The 23,671-nt window shown below is 35.0% G+C and carries 18 protein-coding genes and 1 pseudogene; 4 read left to right on the top strand and 15 right to left on the bottom strand.

Annotation, left to right across the window (positions count from 1 at the left end):
* Positions 1–7 precede the first annotated feature (7 nt).
* The 3 genes from opp3C to MHI40_RS00800 form a co-directional block, all read right to left on the bottom strand.
* The gene (gene opp3C / locus MHI40_RS00810; RefSeq protein WP_340761133.1) at positions 8–1,015 is read right to left on the bottom strand and encodes an oligopeptide ABC transporter permease; all 1,008 of its coding nucleotides are present in this window, start codon (positions 1,013–1,015) and stop codon (positions 8–10) included.
* Between the two features lie 3 nt (positions 1,016–1,018).
* On the bottom strand, positions 1,019–1,945 hold the full coding sequence (opp3b, locus tag MHI40_RS00805; RefSeq protein WP_340761131.1) for an oligopeptide ABC transporter permease: 927 nt from the start codon (positions 1,943–1,945) through the stop codon (positions 1,019–1,021).
* Positions 1,946–2,036: 91 nt separating this feature from the next.
* Positions 2,037–3,689 (bottom strand): peptide ABC transporter substrate-binding protein, encoded by a 1,653-nt coding sequence (locus MHI40_RS00800; RefSeq protein ID WP_340761130.1) that lies wholly within the window; start codon positions 3,687–3,689, stop codon positions 2,037–2,039.
* 115 nt (positions 3,690–3,804) lie between these two features.
* Between MHI40_RS00800 and MHI40_RS23395 the strand changes: the two genes are divergently transcribed.
* Positions 3,805–4,170 (top strand): DUF3899 domain-containing protein, encoded by a 366-nt coding sequence (locus MHI40_RS23395; RefSeq protein ID WP_445678317.1) that lies wholly within the window; start codon positions 3,805–3,807, stop codon positions 4,168–4,170.
* Here MHI40_RS23395 and MHI40_RS00795 read toward each other — a convergent pair.
* The 6 genes from MHI40_RS00795 to MHI40_RS00770 form a co-directional block, all read right to left on the bottom strand.
* Positions 4,167–5,102: a dipeptidase gene (locus MHI40_RS00795; RefSeq protein ID WP_340761129.1), complete on the bottom strand. Its 936-nt coding sequence runs from the start codon at positions 5,100–5,102 to the stop codon at positions 4,167–4,169. The genes MHI40_RS23395 and MHI40_RS00795 overlap by 4 nt on opposite strands.
* A 558-nt stretch (positions 5,103–5,660) precedes the next feature.
* On the bottom strand, positions 5,661–6,086 hold the full coding sequence (locus MHI40_RS00790) for a GatB/YqeY domain-containing protein (protein ID WP_093536606.1): 426 nt from the start codon (positions 6,084–6,086) through the stop codon (positions 5,661–5,663).
* A 165-nt stretch (positions 6,087–6,251) separates the two neighbouring features.
* A complete protein-coding gene (locus MHI40_RS00785) occupies positions 6,252–6,758 on the bottom strand; it encodes a ferritin (RefSeq protein ID WP_093536608.1) in 507 nt (168 codons plus the stop codon).
* Between the two features lie 75 nt (positions 6,759–6,833).
* Positions 6,834–7,655 carry a squalene/phytoene synthase family protein gene (locus tag MHI40_RS00780; protein WP_093536610.1) on the bottom strand — a complete coding sequence of 274 codons (822 nt, stop codon included), beginning with the start codon at positions 7,653–7,655 and terminating at the stop codon, positions 6,834–6,836.
* 120 nt (positions 7,656–7,775) lie between these two features.
* Positions 7,776–8,963: an MFS transporter gene (locus tag MHI40_RS00775; protein ID WP_340761128.1), complete on the bottom strand. Its 1,188-nt coding sequence runs from the start codon at positions 8,961–8,963 to the stop codon at positions 7,776–7,778.
* A gap of 66 nt (positions 8,964–9,029) precedes the next feature.
* The gene (locus MHI40_RS00770) at positions 9,030–9,869 is read right to left on the bottom strand and encodes a MerR family transcriptional regulator (RefSeq protein ID WP_175496229.1); all 840 of its coding nucleotides are present in this window, start codon (positions 9,867–9,869) and stop codon (positions 9,030–9,032) included.
* A gap of 337 nt (positions 9,870–10,206) precedes the next feature.
* Between MHI40_RS00770 and MHI40_RS00765 the strand changes: the two genes are divergently transcribed.
* Together MHI40_RS00765 and MHI40_RS00760 are read left to right on the top strand one after the other, a co-directional pair.
* Complete coding sequence (locus MHI40_RS00765; protein WP_340761127.1) at positions 10,207–12,339, top strand: putative bifunctional diguanylate cyclase/phosphodiesterase; 2,133 nt, start codon at positions 10,207–10,209, stop codon at positions 12,337–12,339.
* Positions 12,340–12,376: 37 nt separating this feature from the next.
* Complete coding sequence (locus tag MHI40_RS00760) at positions 12,377–14,125, top strand: methyl-accepting chemotaxis protein (protein WP_340761126.1); 1,749 nt, start codon at positions 12,377–12,379, stop codon at positions 14,123–14,125.
* A 738-nt stretch (positions 14,126–14,863) separates the two neighbouring features.
* Here the strand turns inward: MHI40_RS00760 and MHI40_RS00755 are convergent.
* From MHI40_RS00755 to MHI40_RS00735, 5 genes and pseudogenes are all read right to left on the bottom strand, one after another.
* Positions 14,864–15,451 (bottom strand): annotated as a pseudogene (locus MHI40_RS00755) (transposase); the annotation flags it as partial.
* Positions 15,452–15,619: 168 nt separating this feature from the next.
* On the bottom strand, positions 15,620–17,278 hold the full coding sequence (locus MHI40_RS00750; RefSeq protein WP_340761125.1) for a hypothetical protein: 1,659 nt from the start codon (positions 17,276–17,278) through the stop codon (positions 15,620–15,622).
* Between the two features lie 103 nt (positions 17,279–17,381).
* On the bottom strand, positions 17,382–18,608 hold the full coding sequence (locus MHI40_RS00745; protein WP_340761124.1) for an MFS transporter: 1,227 nt from the start codon (positions 18,606–18,608) through the stop codon (positions 17,382–17,384).
* Positions 18,609–18,803: 195 nt separating this feature from the next.
* The gene (locus MHI40_RS00740; RefSeq protein ID WP_340761123.1) at positions 18,804–19,493 is read right to left on the bottom strand and encodes a GNAT family N-acetyltransferase; all 690 of its coding nucleotides are present in this window, start codon (positions 19,491–19,493) and stop codon (positions 18,804–18,806) included.
* 14 nt (positions 19,494–19,507) lie between these two features.
* A complete protein-coding gene (locus MHI40_RS00735; protein WP_340761122.1) occupies positions 19,508–20,620 on the bottom strand; it encodes a mandelate racemase/muconate lactonizing enzyme family protein in 1,113 nt (370 codons plus the stop codon).
* Between the two features lie 89 nt (positions 20,621–20,709).
* Here MHI40_RS00735 and MHI40_RS00730 point away from each other — a divergent pair, with 89 nt between their 5' ends.
* A complete protein-coding gene (locus MHI40_RS00730; RefSeq protein WP_340761121.1) occupies positions 20,710–21,957 on the top strand; it encodes a hypothetical protein in 1,248 nt (415 codons plus the stop codon).
* Between the two features lie 289 nt (positions 21,958–22,246).
* Here MHI40_RS00730 and nhaC read toward each other — a convergent pair whose 3' ends face one another.
* Complete coding sequence (gene nhaC, locus MHI40_RS00725; protein ID WP_340764327.1) at positions 22,247–23,650, bottom strand: Na+/H+ antiporter NhaC; 1,404 nt, start codon at positions 23,648–23,650, stop codon at positions 22,247–22,249.
* Positions 23,651–23,671 lie beyond the last annotated feature (21 nt).

The following is a 23,671-nucleotide window of genomic DNA, read 5'->3' as shown; positions in this document are numbered from 1 at the left end:
TCCATTCTTATTTTCTCATTTTCGGATCTAGTGCATCTCTCAGTCCATCACCTAATAAGTTAAAACTTATCATAATTGCACTAATTACAATTGCAGGGAAAATTAATTTATACGAAAAGAAACGCATTGATTTATATCCGTCCTCAATTAAAACACCTAAAGATGCAAGAGGCGGTTGTAACCCCAACCCGATAAAGCTCAGAAAAGCTTCAAAGAAGATAGCTGTCGGTATAGTAAACATTACCGTAATAATAATGGAACCCATGGCATTGGGTATCAAATGTTTCCAAATGATTGTCCTATTAGGTGTTCCCAAGGTTCTGGCTGCCAAGATAAACTCTTGCCCCTTAAGTTGTAATATTTGTCCTCGAACAACACGAGCCATACCTACCCACCCTGTGACAACCATGGCTAAGATTATGGAAGTAATGCCTGGTTCAAGTATAAGAATAAATAAAATAATAACGATCAAATTTGGAATACCCATCAACACTTCAATAACACGTTGCATAGCATTGTCTAATCGCCCACCATAAAAACCAGATAAACCACCATATATCACACCAATGAATAAATCTAAAAGTGCAGCTACTATGGCAATAAATAAAGAAATCTGCGTAGCTTTCCATACTCTTGTCCATAGATCACGACCAAACTCATCGGTTCCAAACCAAAAATTTTCGGTTATTCCCCTAGCCTCATATTGATCTTTTCCATTAACATCTTTTCCATCAAGACCTATCCATTCAAATCCTGCCGCCTTTGGAGGTAAGTTAGAACGCACTAAGTCTTGTTCAGTAACTGAATGATCACTTAAAAGTGGTCCAATCAGAGCCATTGCTGATAGTAAAAGGATAGTTAGAAGTCCAATTAAAGCTCCTCTATTTTTTTTCAATCTTTTGAATGTCTCTTTCCAAAAGGTTTCTGGTGTTCCATTAATCTCTTCACTTTTAGTAGATTCCATTGGTGCATGAACAAATAAATCTTGTGTAATTTCTCGTTTTTGAGGTTTCATAACTTATGAACCCCCTTTTAAATTAATTCGTGGATCTATTATTCCATAAAGAATATCTACGATAAAAACAATACCGATAAATAATGCACTGTACATTAAAGTAACTCCCATAATGACGCTATAATCATTTACTAAGATAGATTTTGTAAATTGTTCGCCTAGGCCAGGAACAGTAAAGATTTTCTCAATAACCAATGTTCCTGTCATAATGGATACAGCTAAAGGCCCTAACATCGTCACTACAGGAATTATCGCGTTTCTTATAGCATGTTTAAAAACAACAGACTTTTCACTAATTCCTTTTGCTCTTGCTGTTACTATGTAGTCTTGACCGAGAACTTCTAGCATTTCTGTTCGAATAAATCGGGCTACTGTAGCTATAACTGTCACAGATAATGCTAAAGATGGCATTATAGTATTTTCATATCCTTCCCATAATGCTACTGGTAACCACCCTAATTTAACCCCTATAAAATATTGCATTAGAGCTGCAAATACAAAGGATGGAATTGACATTCCCAGGACAGCGATTATAACAGAACCATAATCTAAAAAACTATTATGATTTAGCGCAGAAATGATTCCTAACATCAAGCCAACTAACGTTCCGAACATAAGTGCCTGAAAACCTAGTATTGCAGATGGTCCTATCCGTTCCCCTAAAATTTCATTAACTGCCCGGCCTTCATACTGGTAAGATAGGCCTAAATCACCTTTCATCAGATTTCCAATATACTTCACATATTGCTTTCCTAACGGATCATTTAGGCCATATTTTTCATTCATTGATTCTAATTGCTCTACAGATAGTTTGTCAGGATCAGTAAACGGGGTACCAGGAAGCATTTGCATTAATAGAAAGGTGAGCGAAACAATAATAAATAAGGTGATAAACATGTAGAGTAAACGTTGCGCAATATACCTTTTCAAAATAACACCTCGCTTATATTGGATTTAAAATAGCTACTAATTTTTATAGTTAAAAAGAGGTATAAAATTATACCCCTTTTTAGCTATTACATTATTTACTTTCTATATTTGTCCACTTGAAGGTAAAATCAGGCCCACTTGGGTGACGCACTAAGCCTTTTATATTAGTACGTTGTAGCACCGCTAGACCCCGTTGATATAAAGGTGCAATAGCTGCATCTTCAAATAACATTTTTTCAGCGTCTAACATCATTTGATATCGCTTAGCAGAGTCTTTTTCAATATTGATCTGGTTTACAAGTGTGTCATACTCAACGTTAGAATAATCCATCCGATTAGCTGAACCACCAGTCACCCACATGCCGATATAAGTCATTGGATCGATGTAGTCTGGCCCCCATGCTGAAATAACCATATCGTATTCTTTCGCTGACTCTAATTCATATCTTTGCTCTACAGGTACAAGTTTTATGCTCACTGATAATTCTGGTAAATTAGTTTCAATTTGATTTTTTAAGTATTCTGCTGTTTTATCATTTCCTTCTACTGCAGAGACTGTAAGTGTAATCTCTACAGAATCTTTACCTATTTCTTTTAGCCCTTTTGCAAGATACCCTTGCGCTTCTTCAATCGTTCCATGGTTTAAATCTCCATTTAATTCACGGAAATCTTCACCATTTGGAGAAAACGAAAAACCTTGTGGTACTAAACCATATAAAGCTAATGAACCATTGTTTAGAATTGTGTCAACATGAGCCACTTTATCCCAACTCATATCAATCGCACGACGAATATTTTCATTTCCTAATGCTTCATTATTATGATTAAAGCGCAAAAAGAAGATTTCGGAATCAGCTAGAGTAATAAAGTCTTCACTATCTTTAAATTGGTCTACAGAAGTTGAACTAAGATTAATAATATCAACCTTGTTAGTTTCATAAAGATTTAGCTGAGTTGCATCCTCTTTAACAACAAATACATTAACTTCATCTAGCTCTACAGTATCAGCATCCCAGTATTCCGGATTTTTCTCATATTTCCAACTCTCATCATGTTTCCATTCCGATAAGATGAATGGTCCGTTATATAACAGTTCACTAGCTTCTAAAGCATATTTTTCCCCTAAACTCTCAACAAACTTTTGATTTTGAGGTAAGAAAGTAGGGAAAGTTAAATATTGTCCTAGTAAAGCAGTAGGTGCTACCAAAGTAACTTCAAGTGTTTTTTCATCTAGAGCCTTGACTCCTAACTCTTCAGATGTTTTTTCCCCTTTTATGATTCCAGTAGCATTTAGAATATTTGCTGTTTCAAACATACTTGCATAATGTCCTGTTTCACTGAAAACTCTTTGCCATGCATAAACAAAGTCATTCGCAGTTACAGGTTCACCGTTACTCCAATTCGCATCGCGTAAAGTAAAAGTATGCACTAATCCATCTTCACTAATTTGATCTTCGATAGCCATTGCTAATTCTGGATTGTGCTCTTGTCCTAAGCGATATAAACCTTCGTTAACATTGCTCAATACAGTAAATGAAACATTATCATGTGCATGTGCGGAATCCATAGTTGGAATTTCTGATGCTTCTACCATATTTAATATTTGCTTTGCTACAGCTGTTTCCTTATCCCCTGCATTTGAATCTGTCTCTTCCTTTTCTGACGTATTAAAGTTACACCCAGACAGTACTAGACCAACTACTACCATTAACATGAATAATTTAACGAATAATCTTTTCTTCAATTGAAATCTCCCCTTTTCCTTTGGTAAAACACGGTAACGTCTTTATTAATCAGAATATTCAGAAATATCTATATGTTATAATTACATATATTCTATTTTTAGGAGTGATATCTGGATGTTTCTTTTGAATTTTTTAATCATTTCAGGCATACTACTTATTTCAGTTATATACTCCTACCTTGAACACAACTCTTTTAATCAACTGTTATGGATAGATACTCTTTTCAACTTTTCTCTCATTCTAACAGTTATTGGAAGTATAATGCTTGTCATCCAAGGTGGATTTTTCAGTGCAATAATAAAAAGCTTCAAAATGTTTTTTCAAAAAACAAATCGAGTGGAACGAGTAATTGAAGAAATTGAGGGAAAAAAGGAGAACTTAAGTCCTTACAAGTTAACTTTTAAGTTAACTTTCCCATTCTTATTTTCCGGAATCTTACTTTTATTGTTTTCCATTCTCTTCTCATGGAATTTTTACTAACTTCTTATCGTAGGTCTATGTTTTAGGAAGTTACGATAAGCAAATCCCCTTACTTCTTCTTCTTTAAAATATCTTAATAATTTATTAATTAAATTTTGATACATCGATGCATCCTTTAATCCTGTTACAGATGATTCAATTCCATCAAAATCAGATCCAAAACCAATATTTTTGACTCCGCCCAGTGTACAAAAGTGATCTATATGACCAATCAAATCCTCAACTGTAGCCACGCCCTCTGATTTCACATATGGCGGGTAAAATGTAACTCCAACGAATCCGTTGTTTTTAAACAATGTATCGGCTTGTTGATTCGTTAAATTTCTTGGATGATCACATAAAGCCTTTGAATTAGAGTGACTAGCAATAGGATATCTCGCTACATCCATCACGTCCCAAAAAGACTTCTCACTTAAATGGGACACATCAGTCCAAACTAAATGTTGATTATTTAAGTTAACAACTTGTTCGCCTAATTTAGTTAAGCCAATTCCTCTATCCTCTTCAACCCCGTCTGCACAAAGATTTGAACCATTCCAGGTTAAGCCAATTGTCATTACCCCCAAATCATATAGTGTTATTAATTTCGTCAGATCATTTCCAATTACATCTAATCCTTCTAAAGTTAACATTCCACCGATTTCATTAGGTTTTAGATTATCAAGATCATTCCAAGATGTAACCTGTTTAACTCTAGGATGTTTAGCTAAAATTTCAGTGTGGAAAAGTTTAATTTGCTCTAAAGCCACTTGAAACTTATCTTCTTTCTTAATATGTTGTGGAACGAATATAGCAAAACATTGCAAGGAAACTTGACCAATCTGCAAACGATTAAAATTTGTTTTCAGGTGAGAAGAGTCATAGAATTCTATGGTCTCTTTAGTTCTCCACATTTTACTTAACGCATCACAATGAGTATCAATTATCTTCAAAGCAAATCAACCTCCATTCCCTATCCAAATATCAATTGTTATTTCTTAAATGTAAAATATTATCCACATTCAACACTGGGTATGTCGGTCTTCCTTTGCATCTATACTATTTAACTCATGCCACTGTGCCAACAGTTGGGTTTCCCACTCTTCTACATATAAAAACGTAACGTCGTGAAATTGTCGCTAAATTGTCGCTAAATAGTTTTTAGGGTAAGCAGAAAAACTGAAATTCCAAATTCTTCCTACTATTAAATAATACAGAATTTTCATAAAATTGTCAATGCAAATTGTATGTAACTATATCCTAACCATTTCAATTGAGAGTTTTTCTAACAACCTAATTGACCTACACACTTCCAACTTCTATAACCCCATCCAAAACATACTAATTGAATATTCAATTTTTAAATGATTACAATATAACGCACTGTTCCCTCGTTGTGTAACAATTGCTATGTACCAAGAAAAAACGCCTATCAAATTTATGGACAATTTGATAGACGTTTAACCTTACATTATCTTTTTTTCAAGCGGGAATGTAATCCCGCTCATTTTTTAAATTATACTTTTCACTACTTTGGACATGGTGGATCCATCTGTTTTTCCTGTAAGTATTGGTTTAGCGATTTTCATCGCATCTCCCATGTTCATGCCTTTTACGACTCCTGCTTCCGTTAAAAGTGTTACTATTTCTTCTTCACTTAATTGGGTAGGCAAGAAGCTTGCTAGTAATTTTAGTTTTGCATTTTCTTTTTCTATTAAATCTTCACGATTTGCTGCTTTTGCACCATCTAATGCTTGGTTTGTTTGTTTTACTTCTCTATTTACAATAGCAATTTCTTCTTCGGGCGAAAGAGCAGAACCTTTTTCTTTTTCTGCACTATCTAACGCAGACTTGAGAATAGTTAATACTCCCTTTGCTAGCACATCTTTTTCTTTCATCGCGCGTTTTATTTGGTCGAATACAATTGTTTTCAGCATTCTTTTTTTCCTCCCTTTATTTACTTTTGATATATAACTTAAACCTCTCAAAAAGAACTCTACTTTTATGGAAGAAAAGCTCCAAATAACCGAAGTAAACTTCAGAATATTAGAGCCTTTTAATAACGTTATATTAGACTTAGATCCAACTCTCGAAGCTTCTTATTAGGCTTCGTCTGGTGTGAATGATCTGGATGCTAGCTCAGAATCCAACATAAACATAGCATTGGAATCATTTTCAATGCGTTTAATTTTGTTAATCAGTGTATCAAATGAAGCCTCTTCCTCCACTTGCTCATCAATGAACCATTTTAAGAATGCCATCGTTGCATGTTCACGCTCATCTAATGCAATATCAGAAAGATGATAAATACGACGCGTCACTTCTTTTTCATGTTTTAAGGAAGTCTCAAAAACATCTAAAGTCGAAGTAAATTCATTACCCGGTTTATCAAAACCATCAATTGTAGCTCGGTATCCCAAATCACTTAAAAAGTTATAAAATTTCATGGCATGGAAACGTTCTTCTTCTGCCTGAACTAAAAAGAAATTAGCAAATCCATCGTATGCTTCAGCCGTACAATATGCAGCTGCTGCAAGGTATGTATGTGCAGAATAAAACTCAAAGTTCATTTGATCGTTTAATGCTTCATGTAATTTTTTTGATAACATAGTAAAACTCCTCTCATAGTAGAAATATTTCATTTCATCTTTTAGTATACAGCTTTATCCATATTAAATACGACCTTACACCTCTGCTTGTACTTCCTCAACAGTTTGCTCTACTTCCGATCGAGTCATTTTTTCTTTCCCGCTCTTCAGTGCTTTTAGTGTTTTGTGTGCAAGTGCAAGAGGTAGTTTGCAGAATAACAATATACTTTTACTGTCGATACTCTTGATATACTCATCAGCTTGAGCTAAATTACTTTCCGCATACTCGAACATATCCGCTCTTGTCCAACCTTCTGGGAAGAATTGTACACCTCGTTCGCTATCTTCATCTTTGTTTCGCAATATATTCACCGCTTGGAGTCCTCGTCCATACGCAATTGCTAAATCACGGTCTGTGTCAATGTCTGCGCTCCACTTCCATAAATCCGAAAGCATCACTCCCACAAGACCAGCTACGTAGTAGGTATACTCATCGAGGTCTTCTTTCGTCTTCACTTGCCAGTTCTTACCTACCCATTTAGCCATTCCTTCTGCCATCTCACTCGTCGAATCTTTTACTTTTTCTACTAAATCATCCGGGCAAATTTCTAGCCAGTCGCCAAGTCTTAACGATACAGGTGGAAGAATTTCCTGAAATGGTTCAACTAGCTGTTCATATAGCTTCTTATCAAACCCATTTTTAAGCATCTTGCTAGTAGCAAGTAACAGTTCTTGTTTCTCTTGTGCACCTAATGACTCATGATCTTCAATCTCATCTATCGCACGCATACATAAATAAGCAGAGGCAACCGCCTTTTTCAGTTTAGATTCTAAAAAAGTAATTGGAATATAAAAAGTTCTACTTGTTTTCTTTAGCATGTCCATCGCTTCTTTTTGTAACTTTGCTACATCATGCACGACTAGTCCTCCGTTTCAATGATTCACGTTAAATCCTATATACTCTATTGTATAGGATTTTTACTAAAAGATAAAATGACTCCCATTTTGATGAGTACAATGCTAAAAGCCACAGTAGCTTTATTCAGCTGTTTCCTTAAAAACTGGCTTTTGTTTCTTCCAAAACAATGAAATTACAAAGCTAATCGCTAGTATGACCATTGCTAATACATATGGATAATCAATATGCACGTCAAACAGTATACCTGCAATACTTGGACCAATAATATTACCTATACTCGTAAACGTAGAGTTTAGTCCTCCAACAAAGCCTTGATCATTACCAGCAATTTTGGATAGATAAGTTGTCAGCGCTGGTCTCATTAAGTCAAACAGCAAGAAAATCACAAAAGTTACGAGCAATATAGACCAGTAGGCAGAAACCTTTATCATGGCAAAAATGAAAATCGTTGATACACCTATACAAATTTGAATCAACCGAATTTCCCCTATTTTCCCTACAATACGATCGAAAGTTAGCACTTGGAATATAATTCCTAGAACACCACTTACCGTAATGATTAACGCAATATCCTTTGGTGTAAATCCGTATTTGTGATCTACAAAAAGCGAATACACTGTTTCAAATGCCGCTAAGCCAAAGCTAGATACTAAAATGATAATCATCGGTATCAAATAAATTGGTTCCAATACTTTACGAAAACGTGGTTTAACTGGTTCTCCTTCGCTTTCTATATGAGCTCTTTCAGGCTCCTTCAAAATAATAAGTGAAAATACTCCACCTAAAATTCCAAGACCTGCAGCAACAAAAAAGGGAAGTCTCGTTCCATGTTCCGCTAAGAATCCGCCGATTCCTGGCCCGATGATAAATCCAGCACTGATTGCTGCAGCCACATAGCCCATCGCTTTTGGTCTTTCCCTTAAGGTAGTAACATCGGCAACAAAAGCCGTTACAGCTGGCATGATGAATGCCGCACTAATTCCTCCCAATATTCTAGACATATACAATACCTTCACGTCTTGTCCAAGACCGAAGAGCATTTCCGATGCCCCAAATATGAACATACCAATGACAATCATCTTTTTACGACCAATCGAATCTACCCATCTACCTGCAATTGGAGAGACTAACAACTGTGCAAATGCAAAAGCCGCAACTAAATAGCCCATCGTAGAGCCTTCTAAGCTCATCTCACGCATTAATGTTGGCATCACTGGAATAATTAATCCTATACCTAAAAATACAATAAACAAATTTACTAAAACTAGATAAATTACTTTATTTAAACCACTTTTTTGCGAACCCATCTTTAAAACTCCTTATAATTCTTACTCAGCATATAAATAAAAATAAACCCTATAGTAACTATAGGGTCAAGTAGTTTGAATAGGTATTTTGAGTTCTACTAAAAATTCATCTTCCTTGGAAGCCGAATAATTTATCGGCATCCACACGTCATATACAATGGGATCTATTACTACTTGGTGTTTCTCTATATAGTCGATTAACTTTTGGTAGCATTCCACATATTCATTGTCTTCCAAAACAAATGAAATGCTAAGGTATTCTCCAGCAGGTAACACACTAATTTCCACATCTTCATATTTTTCTTCAAAATCCTTATCCGTTACGATATATGCAAAAAAATAATCATAGTTAATATCATTTAAGAATTCATATTTTTGGAAGGAAAACGCTCCACCATACAATGTATCAAATATGCTACCTTCGTCTTCTAACACTTTACTAATACGACCAAACTCCCTATTTGGAATATCATCGACCTTCATATTATAGGTTTTAATCTTCACTATTTTTTGTGCCGGTAAGTTCTTTTTGCTAACCGTCATCATATTTGGTTCCAGCACGAAAGATTGTATTTGCTCTTTTTTGCGCTGTAATACCCGCTTCGTATTATGGAGCCTTTGAAATTGTTCCTCAATTCTTTTCTCTTGGTTTTCTAAATATATAACTAGTTCTTCAGGCTTTAACTTTAAGACTGATTTAACCTCTTCTAGCGATAATCCAAGGTACTTTAATGATTTAATAATGTCTAAATAATATAATTGCGTATTTTGATAATATCTATAATTATTGCTCGTATTTATCTCGAAAGGTTTAAACAAATTAATCTGATCATAGTATCGTAAAGTTTGAACCGATATATTGCTTAGCTTTGCTACTTCCCCTATCGTTAAGTAATGAACCTTCAAATAACCCCTCTTTTCTACTCTAGAAATCCTATGTTTGATTTGTCATATCATTATATAGCATGCCATCTATCCTATTCAATTTTGATTAAATTTATCTTTGATCTGCTAAATTTATTAACTTTTTCAATACTCTTTAGAAATTCAACACATTTACTTGATATTAAATTCCTTTCCTATATGAGATTGAAATAGGGTTATAAATTAGTTAATAATAACTATATAATATGACAATATATATCCATAACAGTGATAAAAATCACATACTTTAAATTAGGTAATTGTTATTATATTTATAATATATAAATTATAAAATTGGTGGATTGGGTGTGAGTAAAATATGTTGAAAAATGCAGTCCAAAATCTAGAAGATGACACTGATAACCCTTTTAACTGGGCAGTCTATTCTGAATCAATGAGAATATCTAAAATTGGTATGTGGGAATATAATTTACTATCTGGGAATCTGCACTTGAGTGAAGAGTATATCGAAATGATGGGAGGCGATCCTGGTATACCACAAGTACTACCTATCACCACATTTATAAATAACTATGTTTACGAAGAAGATCGAGAAAGCTCTTTGATTAACGCCTCTTCCTTAATTGATCGTAATTTTACAGAGCAATTTCTTGAAAATGAATATAGAATAATTCGACATGACGGATCATTGATTCACGTGATTGTTAAGATAAATCTCAGTTATATATTTGAACAAAAAGTTACTGGAATTACTCAAGATATTACCACTTTACGTGAGACACAAATCCAACTTGATGATACTTTGAGTCACTTAGGTGATTTGAAGTATGCATTAGACGAATCAACACTTGTCACATTTACAGATATCTATGGAAATATTACTTATGTGAATGATTTATTCTGTGATATTTCTGGCTATTCCAGAGATGAATTAATTGGGAGTCCGCACACAATGACTAATTCCGGATATCATCCAAAAGGCTTCTTTAGTGAGATGTGGAACACTATAAAGAATGGTGGTACATGGCGAGGAGAAATTTTAAATACGAAAAAGAATGGCGATTTATATTGGGTTGATACAACCATAGTTCCCTTTCTAGACAAAGCAGGAAATGCTTATCAATATACAGCTATTCGTACAGATATTACGGATCGGAAAGAAGCTGAACTAAAAATTTCTCATATGGCTTACCATGATTCACTAACTGGTCTGCCTAATCGTAGGCTACTGACAGACCGAATATCCGAAATGTTACTTAGTAGGGACCCTGATCACTTAGTGACTATTATTTTATTTGATTTAGATAACTTCAAATACATAAACGATCATCTCGGTCACCAAGCCGGTGATGACTTACTAAAAATGGTGTCTAATAGATTACAAAAATTTATTAATCCAAATGAAGTAATTGCTCGATTAGGGGGAGATGAATTTGTATTAGCTACTCCAGAAGTTAATACCAAGTCGGAGTTGGCTAGCCGATGTATAGATTTAATAAATTATATGAATGAACCTTATCTAATTGAAAATCAACAACACTACATTTCATTAAGCGTTGGGGCAACATTTTCTCCAGATCAAGGAAACACTGTAAAGGAACTCTTAAAGAATGCGGATTTAGCTATGTATGAATCCAAAGCTAACAAGAAGAACAATCACAGTTTTCGTATATTCGAATCACACTTACTTTCTTCTTCTTTAGATCGATTCAACATCGAAAGTAAATTGAAAAGGGCTATCGACCAACAGGAATTTACTTTGCACTATCAACCAAAGTTTAACTTAAACTCTCAATTACAAGGTTTTGAAGCACTAATACGTTGGCAAACCCCTGCAGGTCGTATGATATTCCCCAATGAATTTATTCCCATTGCTGAAAAGAATGGAACAATTTTTCAAATCAGCAATTGGGTAATGAGGACCACTCTTAGGCAAATGCGAGAATGGCTGGATATGGGACTTCCACCAATAGTCATTGGAATTAATATATCACCAAAACAATTTGAGCAAGATGATTTGATTGACCGGATTATTCAAACAATAGAGGAATACAATATTGCTCCAGAATTAGTAGAATTAGAAATTACTGAAGGCATATTAATGGATTACCAGATAGAAACGATCAATAAGCTAAAAGTACTGAAAGAGTATGGTATTCAACTTTCTATTGATGACTTTGGGACACAATACTCTTCACTGTCTTATCTGAAGAACTATCCTTTCGATATCCTCAAAATAGACCGGATGTTCATTATGGATATCGAGAATGATATTAAAGCAAGAACTATCATTCATTTAATCATCCAACTTGCTCATCGGCTTGGAATGAAGGTTACAGCAGAGGGGGTGGAAACGGAAGGACAATTAGCATTTTTAATAGAAAACTCTTGCGACTATTTACAAGGTTATTATTTCTCCAGACCCGTAGAATTATGGAAAGTTACTGAAATGCTTGTGACAATGAAAGAAGAACTTAACTACCGTCATTAGTAAGGTTACGTAAGGAAATTATAGAATGGTGGTCTCTATGAAGTTTAAAAATTTGATGTCAATCAAAGTAAAACTAGTTAGTATTTCTATCTTACTTCTAACCGTTCCTTTGCTTATTTTAGGAATAATTAGCTATGAAAAGAGCTTCTCTAGCTTGGATAACCTAGGGAATAAAATTTTAAAAAACAGCGTAGAAATAACAATTGAAATCATTGGCGTACTAAATGAAAGCGTAGAAAACGGTGATTTAACATTAGAAGAAGCACAGGAAAAAGCGAAAATGGAAATTCTAGGCGAAATAAGTGCTGAAGGAACCCGTCCAATAAATAAAAATATAGAAATTGGAGAAAATGGATACATATATATCTTAAATAATGAGGGAAGTCTACTTGCCCATCCTAGCTTAGAAGGACAAAATATGTGGGATCAGGAAGATTCCCATGGCAAAAAATTTATACAAGATTCTATTAAGGTAGGAAATGATGGAGGGGGATTCACATACTATGATTGGGCTCTTCCAACGGATGAAAATCAGATTGAAGGTAAAGTAACGTATTCAAAAGTAGATCCATATTGGGGATGGATTATCAATGCTAGTACGTATGAGATGGATTTTAATAAATCATCTAAGGATATACTGACATTAATAATCATCACAATAGGAATTACTTTGCTTGTGGGAATCATAATTATTTGGTTGTTTGCAAATAGTATTGCAAAACCTATTAAGTCAGTATCCGACCATATGAATTATCTAGCAAATGGTGATTTGACTCAGAATTTACTTCAAGTCAAGTCTAAAGACGAAACCGGACAACTCGCTATTGCAATGAATCAAATGCAAAATAGTCTAATCAAAATAATGACAAGCATTTCGAATACATCTGAAACTTTATCTAGTAATAGTGAAGAACTAACACAATCGGCAAATGAAGTTAAAGCAGGTACTTTACAAGTTGCAACAACCATGCAAGAACTGGCTACTGGATCCGAGTCACAAGCAAATAGTGCAGGTGAACTGTCCGAAATTATGGATACATTTGTTTCAAGAGTGCTAGAGGCAAATGAAAATGGAGAGAGAATTCAACAATCAACCATTGAAGTCCTTCAGATGACCAGTGAAGGTAAGTTATTAATGGAATCATCCAATAAACAAATGGAAAAAGTAGATCAAATTATTAAAGAGTCTGTTCAAAAAGTACAAGGTTTTAAAGAACGAACAAACGAGATTGCTAACTTAGTTTCTGTTATCCGAGATATAGCAGGCCAAACAAATTTATTAGCTTTAAATGCATCGATTGAAGCTGCAAGAGCTGGTGAACACGGTAAAGGATTTGCTGTAGTTGCCGAGGAAGTCAGAAAGCTTGCAGAACAAGTGAATGTTTCTGTAACAGATATAACTAACATTGTAAATAATACGCAACACGAATTTGTTCAAGTGACAACCTTTTTACAGGATGCATATAAAGAAGTAGAACATGGGTCAATTCAGATTAATTCTACCGGGGAAACCATTGATAATATAGTGATTGCCATAACAAAAATGGTAAAGAATATACAATTTATCTCCAGTAACTTAGCCGAAGTTTCCGCAAATAGCCAGGAGATGAATGGATCAATTGAAGAAATCGCTTCAATCTCAGAAGAGTCGGCAGCAGGAATAGAACAAACAGCTGCAACAGTCCAAGAAGCAAGTAGTTCTATGGAAGAAGTTGCTTCAAGTTCAGAACAGCTTGCTAAGTTAGCGGAAGAACTAAATGGTATCGTACAACACTTTAAATTATAATTCTTTCCTAAAAGATAAGACCTGTTTAAAAGTAGCTTTACTTAGGATGCACCTGAAAAGTGTGTACTTCACATTTTTAAGAGCATCTTTTTTTAATCGACCATTCACACATCATTGGTTATCTCACCTATTGGCAAAAAATGAAGCTACTATAATTTTTGATTAAAGATTGAAAAAGCTGATATTAATCTAAAAATGAAATGAATATAAGTAATTACCGATTGAATTTTTGGGGATGCTAGTTGGCTGTGACAGAAGTCAAGACCAACCAACACCTTTTTTTCGGTAACCTTATAAGCATTTGTTTATCCGCGCCACCATACAACTCTAAAACAGGTAGTTCCGTTTTTAGATAACTTAAGAAAGATACTTATTCTTCAAAAAATCTATCCCTAAAAATTAGAGGGCACTGAAAAACTAATACTTTTTGTTAACTGATTAGTTTTTCTTATAAAAATAAGGCACTTTCTGTTAGTTCGAACAGAAAGTGCCTTACTTTATGGTGTGTATTTTCTATTTTTTCTCGTTTAGAAGTTTCAATATTCGCTTGAGATTAACAGCGAATATCGTTGTGGCCCTTGTATTTCCATGCCAAATAAACCGCAGATTTGGCTGTTTTATACCCATGCGGATTTTTAATTTCACTATTATTCACTTCAATTTTATAGCGTTTTTTCGCTATCTCTTTAAATTCCTCGGTTTCTTGGAATTTTGCATGTTCTTCATGTGCATTCGATTTAATTGTTCTAGCACTTCATTCGACGTTGGTTTAGCAAGGAATTTTCCTTTCATCTCTTCATCGAGTTGATAAACTACTTTGCGCACATTTTTCAATTTTTCTTGTAAAAATTCTTTTGGTGATTTTTGATTTTAACGAGCTTTTGTATGAGTCGCATCGACAATAATTGTTTTACTAGTGATAAGTCCTCTTTCTAACGCAATTTCCACCGTTTTTCCAATGAGTAAATCTAATAAATTCATGTCTTGTAGGCGAAGGTGGCGGAATTTTGTAAGAGAACTCGAATCAATGACATCTTCTTCTGATGACATATCTAGAAAATTAAACGACATATCGTATTTTGAACGCTCTACAATATAGCATCTTGATAGGTCATGTATGGCTTTTAACAGTAGATATTTGAACATACGAATAGGAGAAACTGCATTTCGACCATTATCCAAACAATACTTTGATTTTAATTCGTCTAAGATAAAAGAAAAATAAACGAGCTCATTGATTTGTCTTAGCATATTATCTTTTGGGATGACTAAATCATACAAAGCAATATACGGGCTTAAATTTAACGTTTCTTGTTTGGAAATCATGGTCGCACCACCTCAAGTTAATTTTTCTCATTATACTATGATAAGAGAATTGAATAAAAAGAAAAAGCGATTGTGTGAACAGAAATCTGTTCACGCAATCGCTTTAGTTATTTCTTTGACTTTTTCAGTGCCCTCAAAAATTACGGGATAGATTTTCTATTTTATACTCTATTCAATTCCTTGAATCGTTACCTCTTTTACTGGCAAGAAAAGTTCTCCTGTATTTAAGAAAGTTACTTGTACTTTATCTCCATCTTGCATATAAACGGCAAGGGGAGCAACTTCGGAAGATACGATATAACTTTGTTTGTCATCTAATAGGAACGATACTTGCGTAAAGTCACCTACACGTTCTTTAAATACACGTACAACCGTACCAGTTATCGATTTCTCTTCGGCATCGGAACTACCGTCTACCGAACTTCCACCACGTTGAATAGCTGTTTTATATAGTTTTAGCGCTTCATTTGGCGTATTTCCGTAAACAGATATCTCAGGATTTGCTGCTGATACTATAAAGTAATTTTGCAAGAACCCATTAGAGTCTAACACTGGTGTTAACCAACTAGCTTCTCCGTAAAAGTTGTACAATACGGGCATCTCGCCAGACCATTTTTTCTCAATGAATTTCTTTTCGATAATTTGTAATGCCCCTTGAGAATCCATATATGAGTCTTCTAGATTTCCTGTATAAAACGTAGCCTCGCCTGTTCTACCATCGGTTAATGAGTAACCAAGCATCGAGTCTACTCCCTCTTTTGGACTCGTAAAGTCTGTGAAGTAATACATTTGTCCGTCTTCTCCGAAGATTGGACTAACATTTGCTTCCGTTCCTTCATCTGATGGTAATCTCACATCTTTTTTACCAAATAGACTATTGATAAATCCATGTATATAGTTACCAAAATAACTATTTTGTAGACTCACCGTTTCAGGTGATACAGCGCCGTCTATAAATGCCGGGACATCTGCAATTTTATAGGAATCCGTCTGTCCTGTAGCAGGATCTACCGCAACGATACCTTTTACCTCAAATCCATTTCGTGCTGAGATGAAGCTTCCGTAAGATCTGATGTAATATGGTTTTCCTTCCTCGTCAATTTCTAACTGAGGTGCACCGTAGAAAATTTTAGTTGGATGTTTCATACGCATATGTCTTTCCAAATTTTTATGGAAGTAAGAAGACGGTGTATAGCTCATTTCTGCTTCTACAAATTTTGGATTATCCGATGAATCTGTTGCACTCATTGTAAAATAACCCGGTGTTACGTCTCCATTCCACCATTTGAATAGTCCAGAAAATTCTACTGGAGCAATATATACGTACTCATCTTTTACCTTTTGAATTTGTAAATTACCTAATTCATAATAGCTTGTATTTGGTACTTGACCAAAAGCTTTTTTCATTTTATTGCGTGCAAATTTTGGTGGTACACTAGCAGGTGTCTTCGTTTCATCGAATGCTTCAATTTCCACCTCTTGTTTCATTTCTGCTACTTTAAATTTTTCATCAGCATTCCAAAAAGGCGCCGTCAGCATGAAAATTGCGATTACTAAGCTTCCTAAAAACAGGATACCTTTTGCTTTTTGCTCTTTTCCTTTAGCTAACAACATTCCTGCTAATGTTGTAATAACTAGTAACGGCCATAACGCTGTCCAATTACGATCTAAGTTCGTTACATAATATATAATCGCTAGTACGATAAAAGTTAATATAGACAGACCAATAATGGAAGTTACCATATCTTTTCTTTTAGCTGTTAACGGAACAACTAATAATGCGGTAATTATAGCTGCAACTGCCGAAATAATAAATACACTGGTCATTTTCTCAATCCCTCTCTTTTTTGTTCATAGTTATTTTACGGACGAGATGGGAAATGGTTTCAAAAAAGACGCAAGAGTATAGCAACCAACTTGCACTACCTCGCTAAGTATTTGCTACAACTGGACAATTTATTTCCTTTTCTTTAACACCCTTTTTCAACGATATAAGTACTAATGACAAAGAAACCATTAATATCCCACTTAGCACGATAAAACAATATACGATGAGGTCTGAGGACACCATTTCAGTAAATAGTGCTAATAAGAGAATTCTGATTAAAAGACCTAATGTACGAAACAAACTATCTACTCTCCCTATTATATTGTTGGGAATATGATCCATTAAGAAAGAGTTTCTAGCAACCCTTGTGCTGCTATTACCTATTGCCAAAAATAACATAAGGGATAGGTATACAGGTAAATCCACGAAGACTATTAAGGATATGGCTATCGTATATACCAATATCCCAAAAATGATCGTCTTTTCATTTCCAAACTTACTGGATAATGTCGGTACGAAAACACCAGCAATTACTGCTCCTATTGCGTAGATCATTCCTTCAATTCCATAAACACTCGCATCTGCCTCAAGTACATCCACTAAATAGACAGGAAATAAGTAATTTGTAAGCATCACTCCGATAAAAGGCATGAAAGAAAACAATAAAAATATAAATACAGCAGGACGAGCCAACATATACCTAATTCCTTCACTTACCTGTGATTTAACAACCTCCGTTTTTATAGTTGGTAATCTCACATACGGTAACTTCAAATAAAAGAAAATAGCAGCACCATAAGATATCGTGTTTAGTAACAGAATATAATGCAGTTCCCATTTCATCAACAAGATACTAGCTAAACCACCCGCAATCATACTAGATAGTTGTCCTTGGACTTCCATCGTTCCATTTAATGATTTATAATGATCCTTCGTAAATATCTCTTGATTTAGAGCAAACATCGTCGGATAAAAAATAGTGTAATACAAACTACCAATCATATAGATAATCGTATAATGCCAAATTTCATATGGTAAGCCCATAAAGCCTAGCAGAGAAAATATAAACAGTAGAACAAAACATACGATTTCACTAACAATTAGTAATTTCTTTCGAGATACTTTATCCACTAGATTCCCTATAAATGGTGTGAGGATAAAACTCAGTATCGTCATACCAATTGTTATAAATCCAAAAACCTTATTACCATCATCACTTGATACAAGCATCCATGGTATCGCAATCATCGTTATTCCCGAACCAATAGAAGAAGCAATATTAGCTGATATAATGAGTCGAAAGCGGGAGTCTTTATATAAGTTTTTCATTTGAAACACCCCTTAACTTATTCTTATTATTTCACTATAATTGAAAATTCTGCTATTTGGTTCAGTCATTGGTCTTGAGTCTTTCTCATACATTTGACGGAAGCAACTGATAGATTGTAAATAGCTTTTCGTGAATCGATCATATTATGTACAGAAAAAACCACTCAGTGAGATTAATCACTAAGTGGTTTGGATTTAGATATATGTCCCTTTTTCTTCATAGTTTACATACCATTTGTTTTCTTTTTGAAAAATAGCTGTACCAATCCAACCATCCGCAATAACCTGCTGCTGTTTCTCAATCGCATCCATAGGAATTTCTAATAACTTTTCTCCACTGGCACGATTCACATGAATTTTTTTATAAAATACGTATCGCAGCATGCCTCCGTATTTCTTTTTTAAGGCGCCTATTACCATTCCTTGGCTAAGTTTGTCTTTTAAGCTAGGAATATTAAATGGTGCAACTGTTGCACATACATGTGTATAAGTTGAAGCGTCTAGGATTTCCATAATGATAACGCCAAGTTTCTTTTGCATACCAAATCCTCGATAATCTGGGTGAACATTCGTAATTTCCTGATAAACGACCTTCCCCAGTTTCTCCGAGGACAGACCAATATCAATACCTAGATGAGCATCATCCATTGGTGGTAACGCCAAAGCTCTAAATGCGATTAACTTATTGTCTACAAATGCTCCAATCATTAAGTTATGTGCTATGGAGTACTCATATTCTTCTTTTGTTAGTGGAGAGAGGAAATTATCATTTTCCATCGTTTGTAAAACGATTTTCTGTAAACGTAAAATACTATCCATATGATCGGGCTTTAACTTACGAACAATATATTCTTTCTCTCCAAGTTTACCTTTCCATTCCTTCATGCGAACACTTCCTCTTACATTGTTACTTTTGTGGAGAACTCAGTTAACTCCTTTAGTATTTCTTCATCTATATCAATTCCTAGTCCAGGGCGTTCATTTAACTGTATAAATGGAACATCATAATGTAAGTTCCCAACATCCTTAGAGAATTTTAAAGGACCGGTTAGTTCTACACTAGTAAATACTTTTTTAGAAAATGCAACGTGGAATCCTGCTGAAGATCCAATAGAAGATTCAACCATGGAACCGACTTGGCAATCGATACCTGCCATTTCCGCCATATGAGCTAATTTCATCGCTGGGTAAATCCCACCGCACTTCATCAGTTTAATATTCACTTTATGCGCAGCCTGTTTTTCGATTAGCTCACGCATATCACGAAAGTTTCGTAAGCCTTCGTCCATCATCAGAGGAGTACTCGTTTTAGCCTTCACTTCTACCATTCCATTGAAGTCATCCGCTACTACCGGTTGCTCTAACCAATCTAGTCCTTCCTTTTCTAACTTTTGCATAGCCATAATGGTAGTAGCACTATTTTTCCAACCCTGATTTACATCTACACGAATGGCAACCTCTTCTCCAACTTTAGCCCGTACTGCCTGAATACGTTTTACATCAACCTGTACGTCTGTCCCGACCTTCATTTTAAAAGAGGAATACCCTTCTTTTATCCTTCTCTCAGCTTCTTCTGCCATATCATCTGGTTTTCCAATACTTAAAACATGTGTGACAGGGAACTTTTCGTGGTAACGCCCCCCTAGTAATTGGTAAACAGGAACACCAAGTTTTTTTCCTGCTAAATCGTAGCAAGCAATGTCTATGGCTGCTTTCGCTGCAGGAGCCAGATAAACGGCCTTGTCCATTTTTTCATGTAATTGTTCAAACTCCATAGGATTTTCTCCAATAATAGCTGGTGCTAATGTAGATTTCAGTAATGCATATGTACTTTCCCAAGTTTCCCCTGTCACATGCTCATCTGCAACTGCTTCTCCGTATCCTACTAAACCTGTATCTGTCGTTAGCTTAACAATAATAGATGGCATATCATCGTAGGTATGATAACTTATTATAAATGGATCTATTAAAGGTAATCTAATTGCGTAAATATCTATTTCTTTAATTTTCATTATAAATTCCTACTTTCTTTACATCATGAATGTAATTCGATATAGTTGTCGTTAAATAGTCGTTAAAAACCTAAAAAAGAGGTGACCCAATGATTACACGCATTGCTGTACTAGGATCGGCCAATTTCATCAAACGTTTAAGAAGTTTTGAACATGAACTTCCATCCATTAAAATGGATTATTATACATATAATATACCTTCTGATGCAAAAGATATAGTATCAATTATAAAACCTTGTGATGCCGTATTTTTTTCAGGATCATTTCCATTTTACTACGCGCAAGAGTCTGTTTTAAAACTACCAATTCCATCTTTTTATTTGAAACAAGATGAAAGCGTTATCACTACTACTCTACTATCACTTAGCTTTACTCATCCAACTGCCATACATAAATTATCAATTGACATAATCGATCCTGCAAGTGCAATGAGTGTTTTAGAGGATATTGGGCAGTTCAATGAAACACCCTTTTTGATGAAAATTGATACCTCCTTTGACTTAGAGGAAATAGTAGCATTCCACACAAACTTGCAGAAAAATGGATCCTCCTTATTAGCCATAACTAGTATTCACGCAGTTTATCAAAGATTAAGGGACAACGGTTTGTCTGTCGTTCGAATGATTGATCCAAAAAGCTCTATCATTAAGGGATTAGTGGATACTAAATCACTTGCCCTTCTATTCAAAAGTCAGTCAGCCAAAATAGCCATTGGTTATATACAAACAAGTAAAAGTCAGGCCATTTCAGAAGACAAAGTAAAACAGATTGCAGCAGCTATTCAAGCTAACACCGTAAAAGAAGCAGACAATTTATATAGCTTATTTTCAACTCAAGGTAATGTGGAAGAAGCTTTAAACAATAATTCCATGATTAATTCCTGGTTGAGTTCATCTTCTTCACCCATTAAAATCGCTTTCGGCTATGGAAAAACAGTTATAGAAGCTACTCAAAATGCAAAGGACGCCCTATCTTATACTACTGATAATACAGCTTACTTATTAACGGATTCCAAGGAATTACTCGGACCGTTTCCGAACAGCAATAGACAGGTAGAACTGAAAAATAGTGATCCACTACTTGTGCAAATAGCGAAACAAACAACATTAAGCCCAGCAAACTTGTCCAAAGTAGTAAAATTTAGTCGTCTAAGAAAGTCCACCGAGTTTACTGCATATGATCTAGAAGTCTATTTACAAGTTAGTAGAAGAACCACTGAACGTATCTTAAAAAAACTTACAGACCATGGGTATGCACATATCATAGGGGAAGAGATGACCTATCAACAAGGCCGACCACGCGCTATATACGAGCTAAACTTTCCAACCTACAGCTAGAAACTCGACATCTGCATCGCAATATCAATCAATATCTTTTAATAGAATTTCTATGAAAAACCAGGAAAAAGATTCCCGGTCCTTTGAGAACAAAACTATTATTTCCGAAGTGCTTTGGACAGACAGATTTATTTCTATATGATTACCAGGTAACTTTTCTTGAAGCTAATCATGACTATCATCATGACCGACATTTCTTTTCGATAATTTTATAGCATTTGCCTTCCATCAAAAAAGGGAGTTCTAATAAGAACTCCCTTTTTCTATTCAATGCTAGCACATTTTCGAATTATGCTTCTGCAGTTTCTTTACTCAATATTTCTAACTTCTCAGCCTCTGATATTTTTTGAATCGTAAAGCCAGTCATGGCATAGATAATAGAAATAATTGGTACGATAAAGTTTAAAACGGCAAATGCTGCATACTCCGCTACCCCAACACCTAATGTCGCTAAGATAAACACTCCACACGTATTCCAAGGAACAAAGACCGAAGTAAGTGTACCTCCATCTTCTAAAGCCCGTGATAGGTTTTTAGAATGTAATCCCATTTTTGTGTATGACTTCGAAAACATACGAGCTGGCACAACGATAGAAATGTATTGCTCTGAGCAAGTTGCATTCGTCGCGAAACATGCAACAATTGTAGATGCGATAAGCGATCCTGCTGATTTAGCAAATTTTAAGATTTGACTCATAATGGATTGAAGCATTCCTGAGTATTCCAGTATCCCACCGAAAGTCATCGCAACAATCGTCATGGAAACTGTATACATCATCGAATCTAAGCCACCACGGTTAAACAATTCGTCTACCATCGCATTCCCAGTATCGATTACATACCCACTCTGCAATGCTCCAACTGCATCAGCAACATTGCCGCCTTGGATAAGTATTTGAGATAAAAAGCCCAATAAAATCCCAACAAGCAATGCTGGTATAGCTGGTACTTTAAGCGCAACTAATACTATTACCGCAAGTGGAACTAGTAATAACCACGGCGAAATGACGAAGCTTTGATCTAACATAGATATTGTTTGGTTAATACCTTCTTGGTCGATATTACTAGATTTATATCTATTTCCAAGGAAAGCATATACACCAAGAGCTATTAGAATTCCTGGTATTGTCGTATATAACATATGTTTAATATGTACAAAAAGATCTGTGCCCGTTAATCCCGCAGCAAGGTTTGTTGTATCAGATAATGGCGACATCTTGTCCCCAAAGTAAGCTCCTGAAATTACAGCTCCAGCAATCATTCCAGCCGGAATTCCCATACTAAGACCAATTCCCATTCCTGCAACACCAATAGTTCCCATAGTAGACCATGAACTACCGATGGCTAGAGAAACAATGGCGCATATTACACATATTGTCACTAAGAAGAAAGCAGGAGTAATAATTTTCAAACCATAAAAAATCATTGTAGCGACTACTCCTCCACCAATCCAAGCACCAATGATCAGTCCTACCAAAATAATAATAACTACTGCTGGTAATGCTAATTTAATACCTTTGTACATCATTTCCTCAATATCAGACCATTTAAATCCATGCTTCCATGCAACAATTGCTGCAACTGTGGTTCCAACGATTAATGGAATATGGGGCCCCTGATCTAATTTAATAATTGTTATAATCATAGTCAGTATCATAATAACTAATGGTGTAAGAGCCCAAAGTAAAGACATCTCTTTTTTACTTACTACTTT

The sequence above is a fragment of the Psychrobacillus sp. FSL H8-0510 genome, assembly GCF_038008345.1.
Taxonomy (GTDB): Bacteria; Bacillota; Bacilli; order Bacillales_A; family Planococcaceae; genus Psychrobacillus; species Psychrobacillus psychrotolerans.
Note: the sequence above shows the minus strand (reverse complement) of the source record. Positions and strands in the feature narration are given on the sequence as shown.

Coding starts and splice junctions, on each gene's coding strand:
- opp3C (WP_340761133.1), bottom strand. CDS start 1,015: ATGAAACCTCAAAAACGAGAAATTACACAAGATTTATTTGTTCATGCA.
- MHI40_RS23395 (WP_445678317.1), top strand. CDS start 3,805: ATGTTTCTTTTGAATTTTTTAATCATTTCAGGCATACTACTTATTTCA.
- MHI40_RS00790 (WP_093536606.1), bottom strand. CDS start 6,086: ATGCTGAAAACAATTGTATTCGACCAAATAAAACGCGCGATGAAAGAA.
- MHI40_RS00785 (WP_093536608.1), bottom strand. CDS start 6,758: ATGTTATCAAAAAAATTACATGAAGCATTAAACGATCAAATGAACTTT.
- MHI40_RS00775 (WP_340761128.1), bottom strand. CDS start 8,963: ATGGGTTCGCAAAAAAGTGGTTTAAATAAAGTAATTTATCTAGTTTTA.
- MHI40_RS00765 (WP_340761127.1), top strand. CDS start 10,207: ATGTTGAAAAATGCAGTCCAAAATCTAGAAGATGACACTGATAACCCT.
- MHI40_RS00760 (WP_340761126.1), top strand. CDS start 12,377: ATGAAGTTTAAAAATTTGATGTCAATCAAAGTAAAACTAGTTAGTATT.
- MHI40_RS00750 (WP_340761125.1), bottom strand. CDS start 17,278: ATGACCAGTGTATTTATTATTTCGGCAGTTGCAGCTATAATTACCGCA.
- MHI40_RS00745 (WP_340761124.1), bottom strand. CDS start 18,608: ATGAAAAACTTATATAAAGACTCCCGCTTTCGACTCATTATATCAGCT.
- MHI40_RS00740 (WP_340761123.1), bottom strand. CDS start 19,493: ATGAAGGAATGGAAAGGTAAACTTGGAGAGAAAGAATATATTGTTCGT.
- MHI40_RS00735 (WP_340761122.1), bottom strand. CDS start 20,620: ATGAAAATTAAAGAAATAGATATTTACGCAATTAGATTACCTTTAATA.
- MHI40_RS00730 (WP_340761121.1), top strand. CDS start 20,710: ATGATTACACGCATTGCTGTACTAGGATCGGCCAATTTCATCAAACGT.
- nhaC (WP_340764327.1), bottom strand. CDS start 23,650: ATGTCTTTACTTTGGGCTCTTACACCATTAGTTATTATGATACTGACT.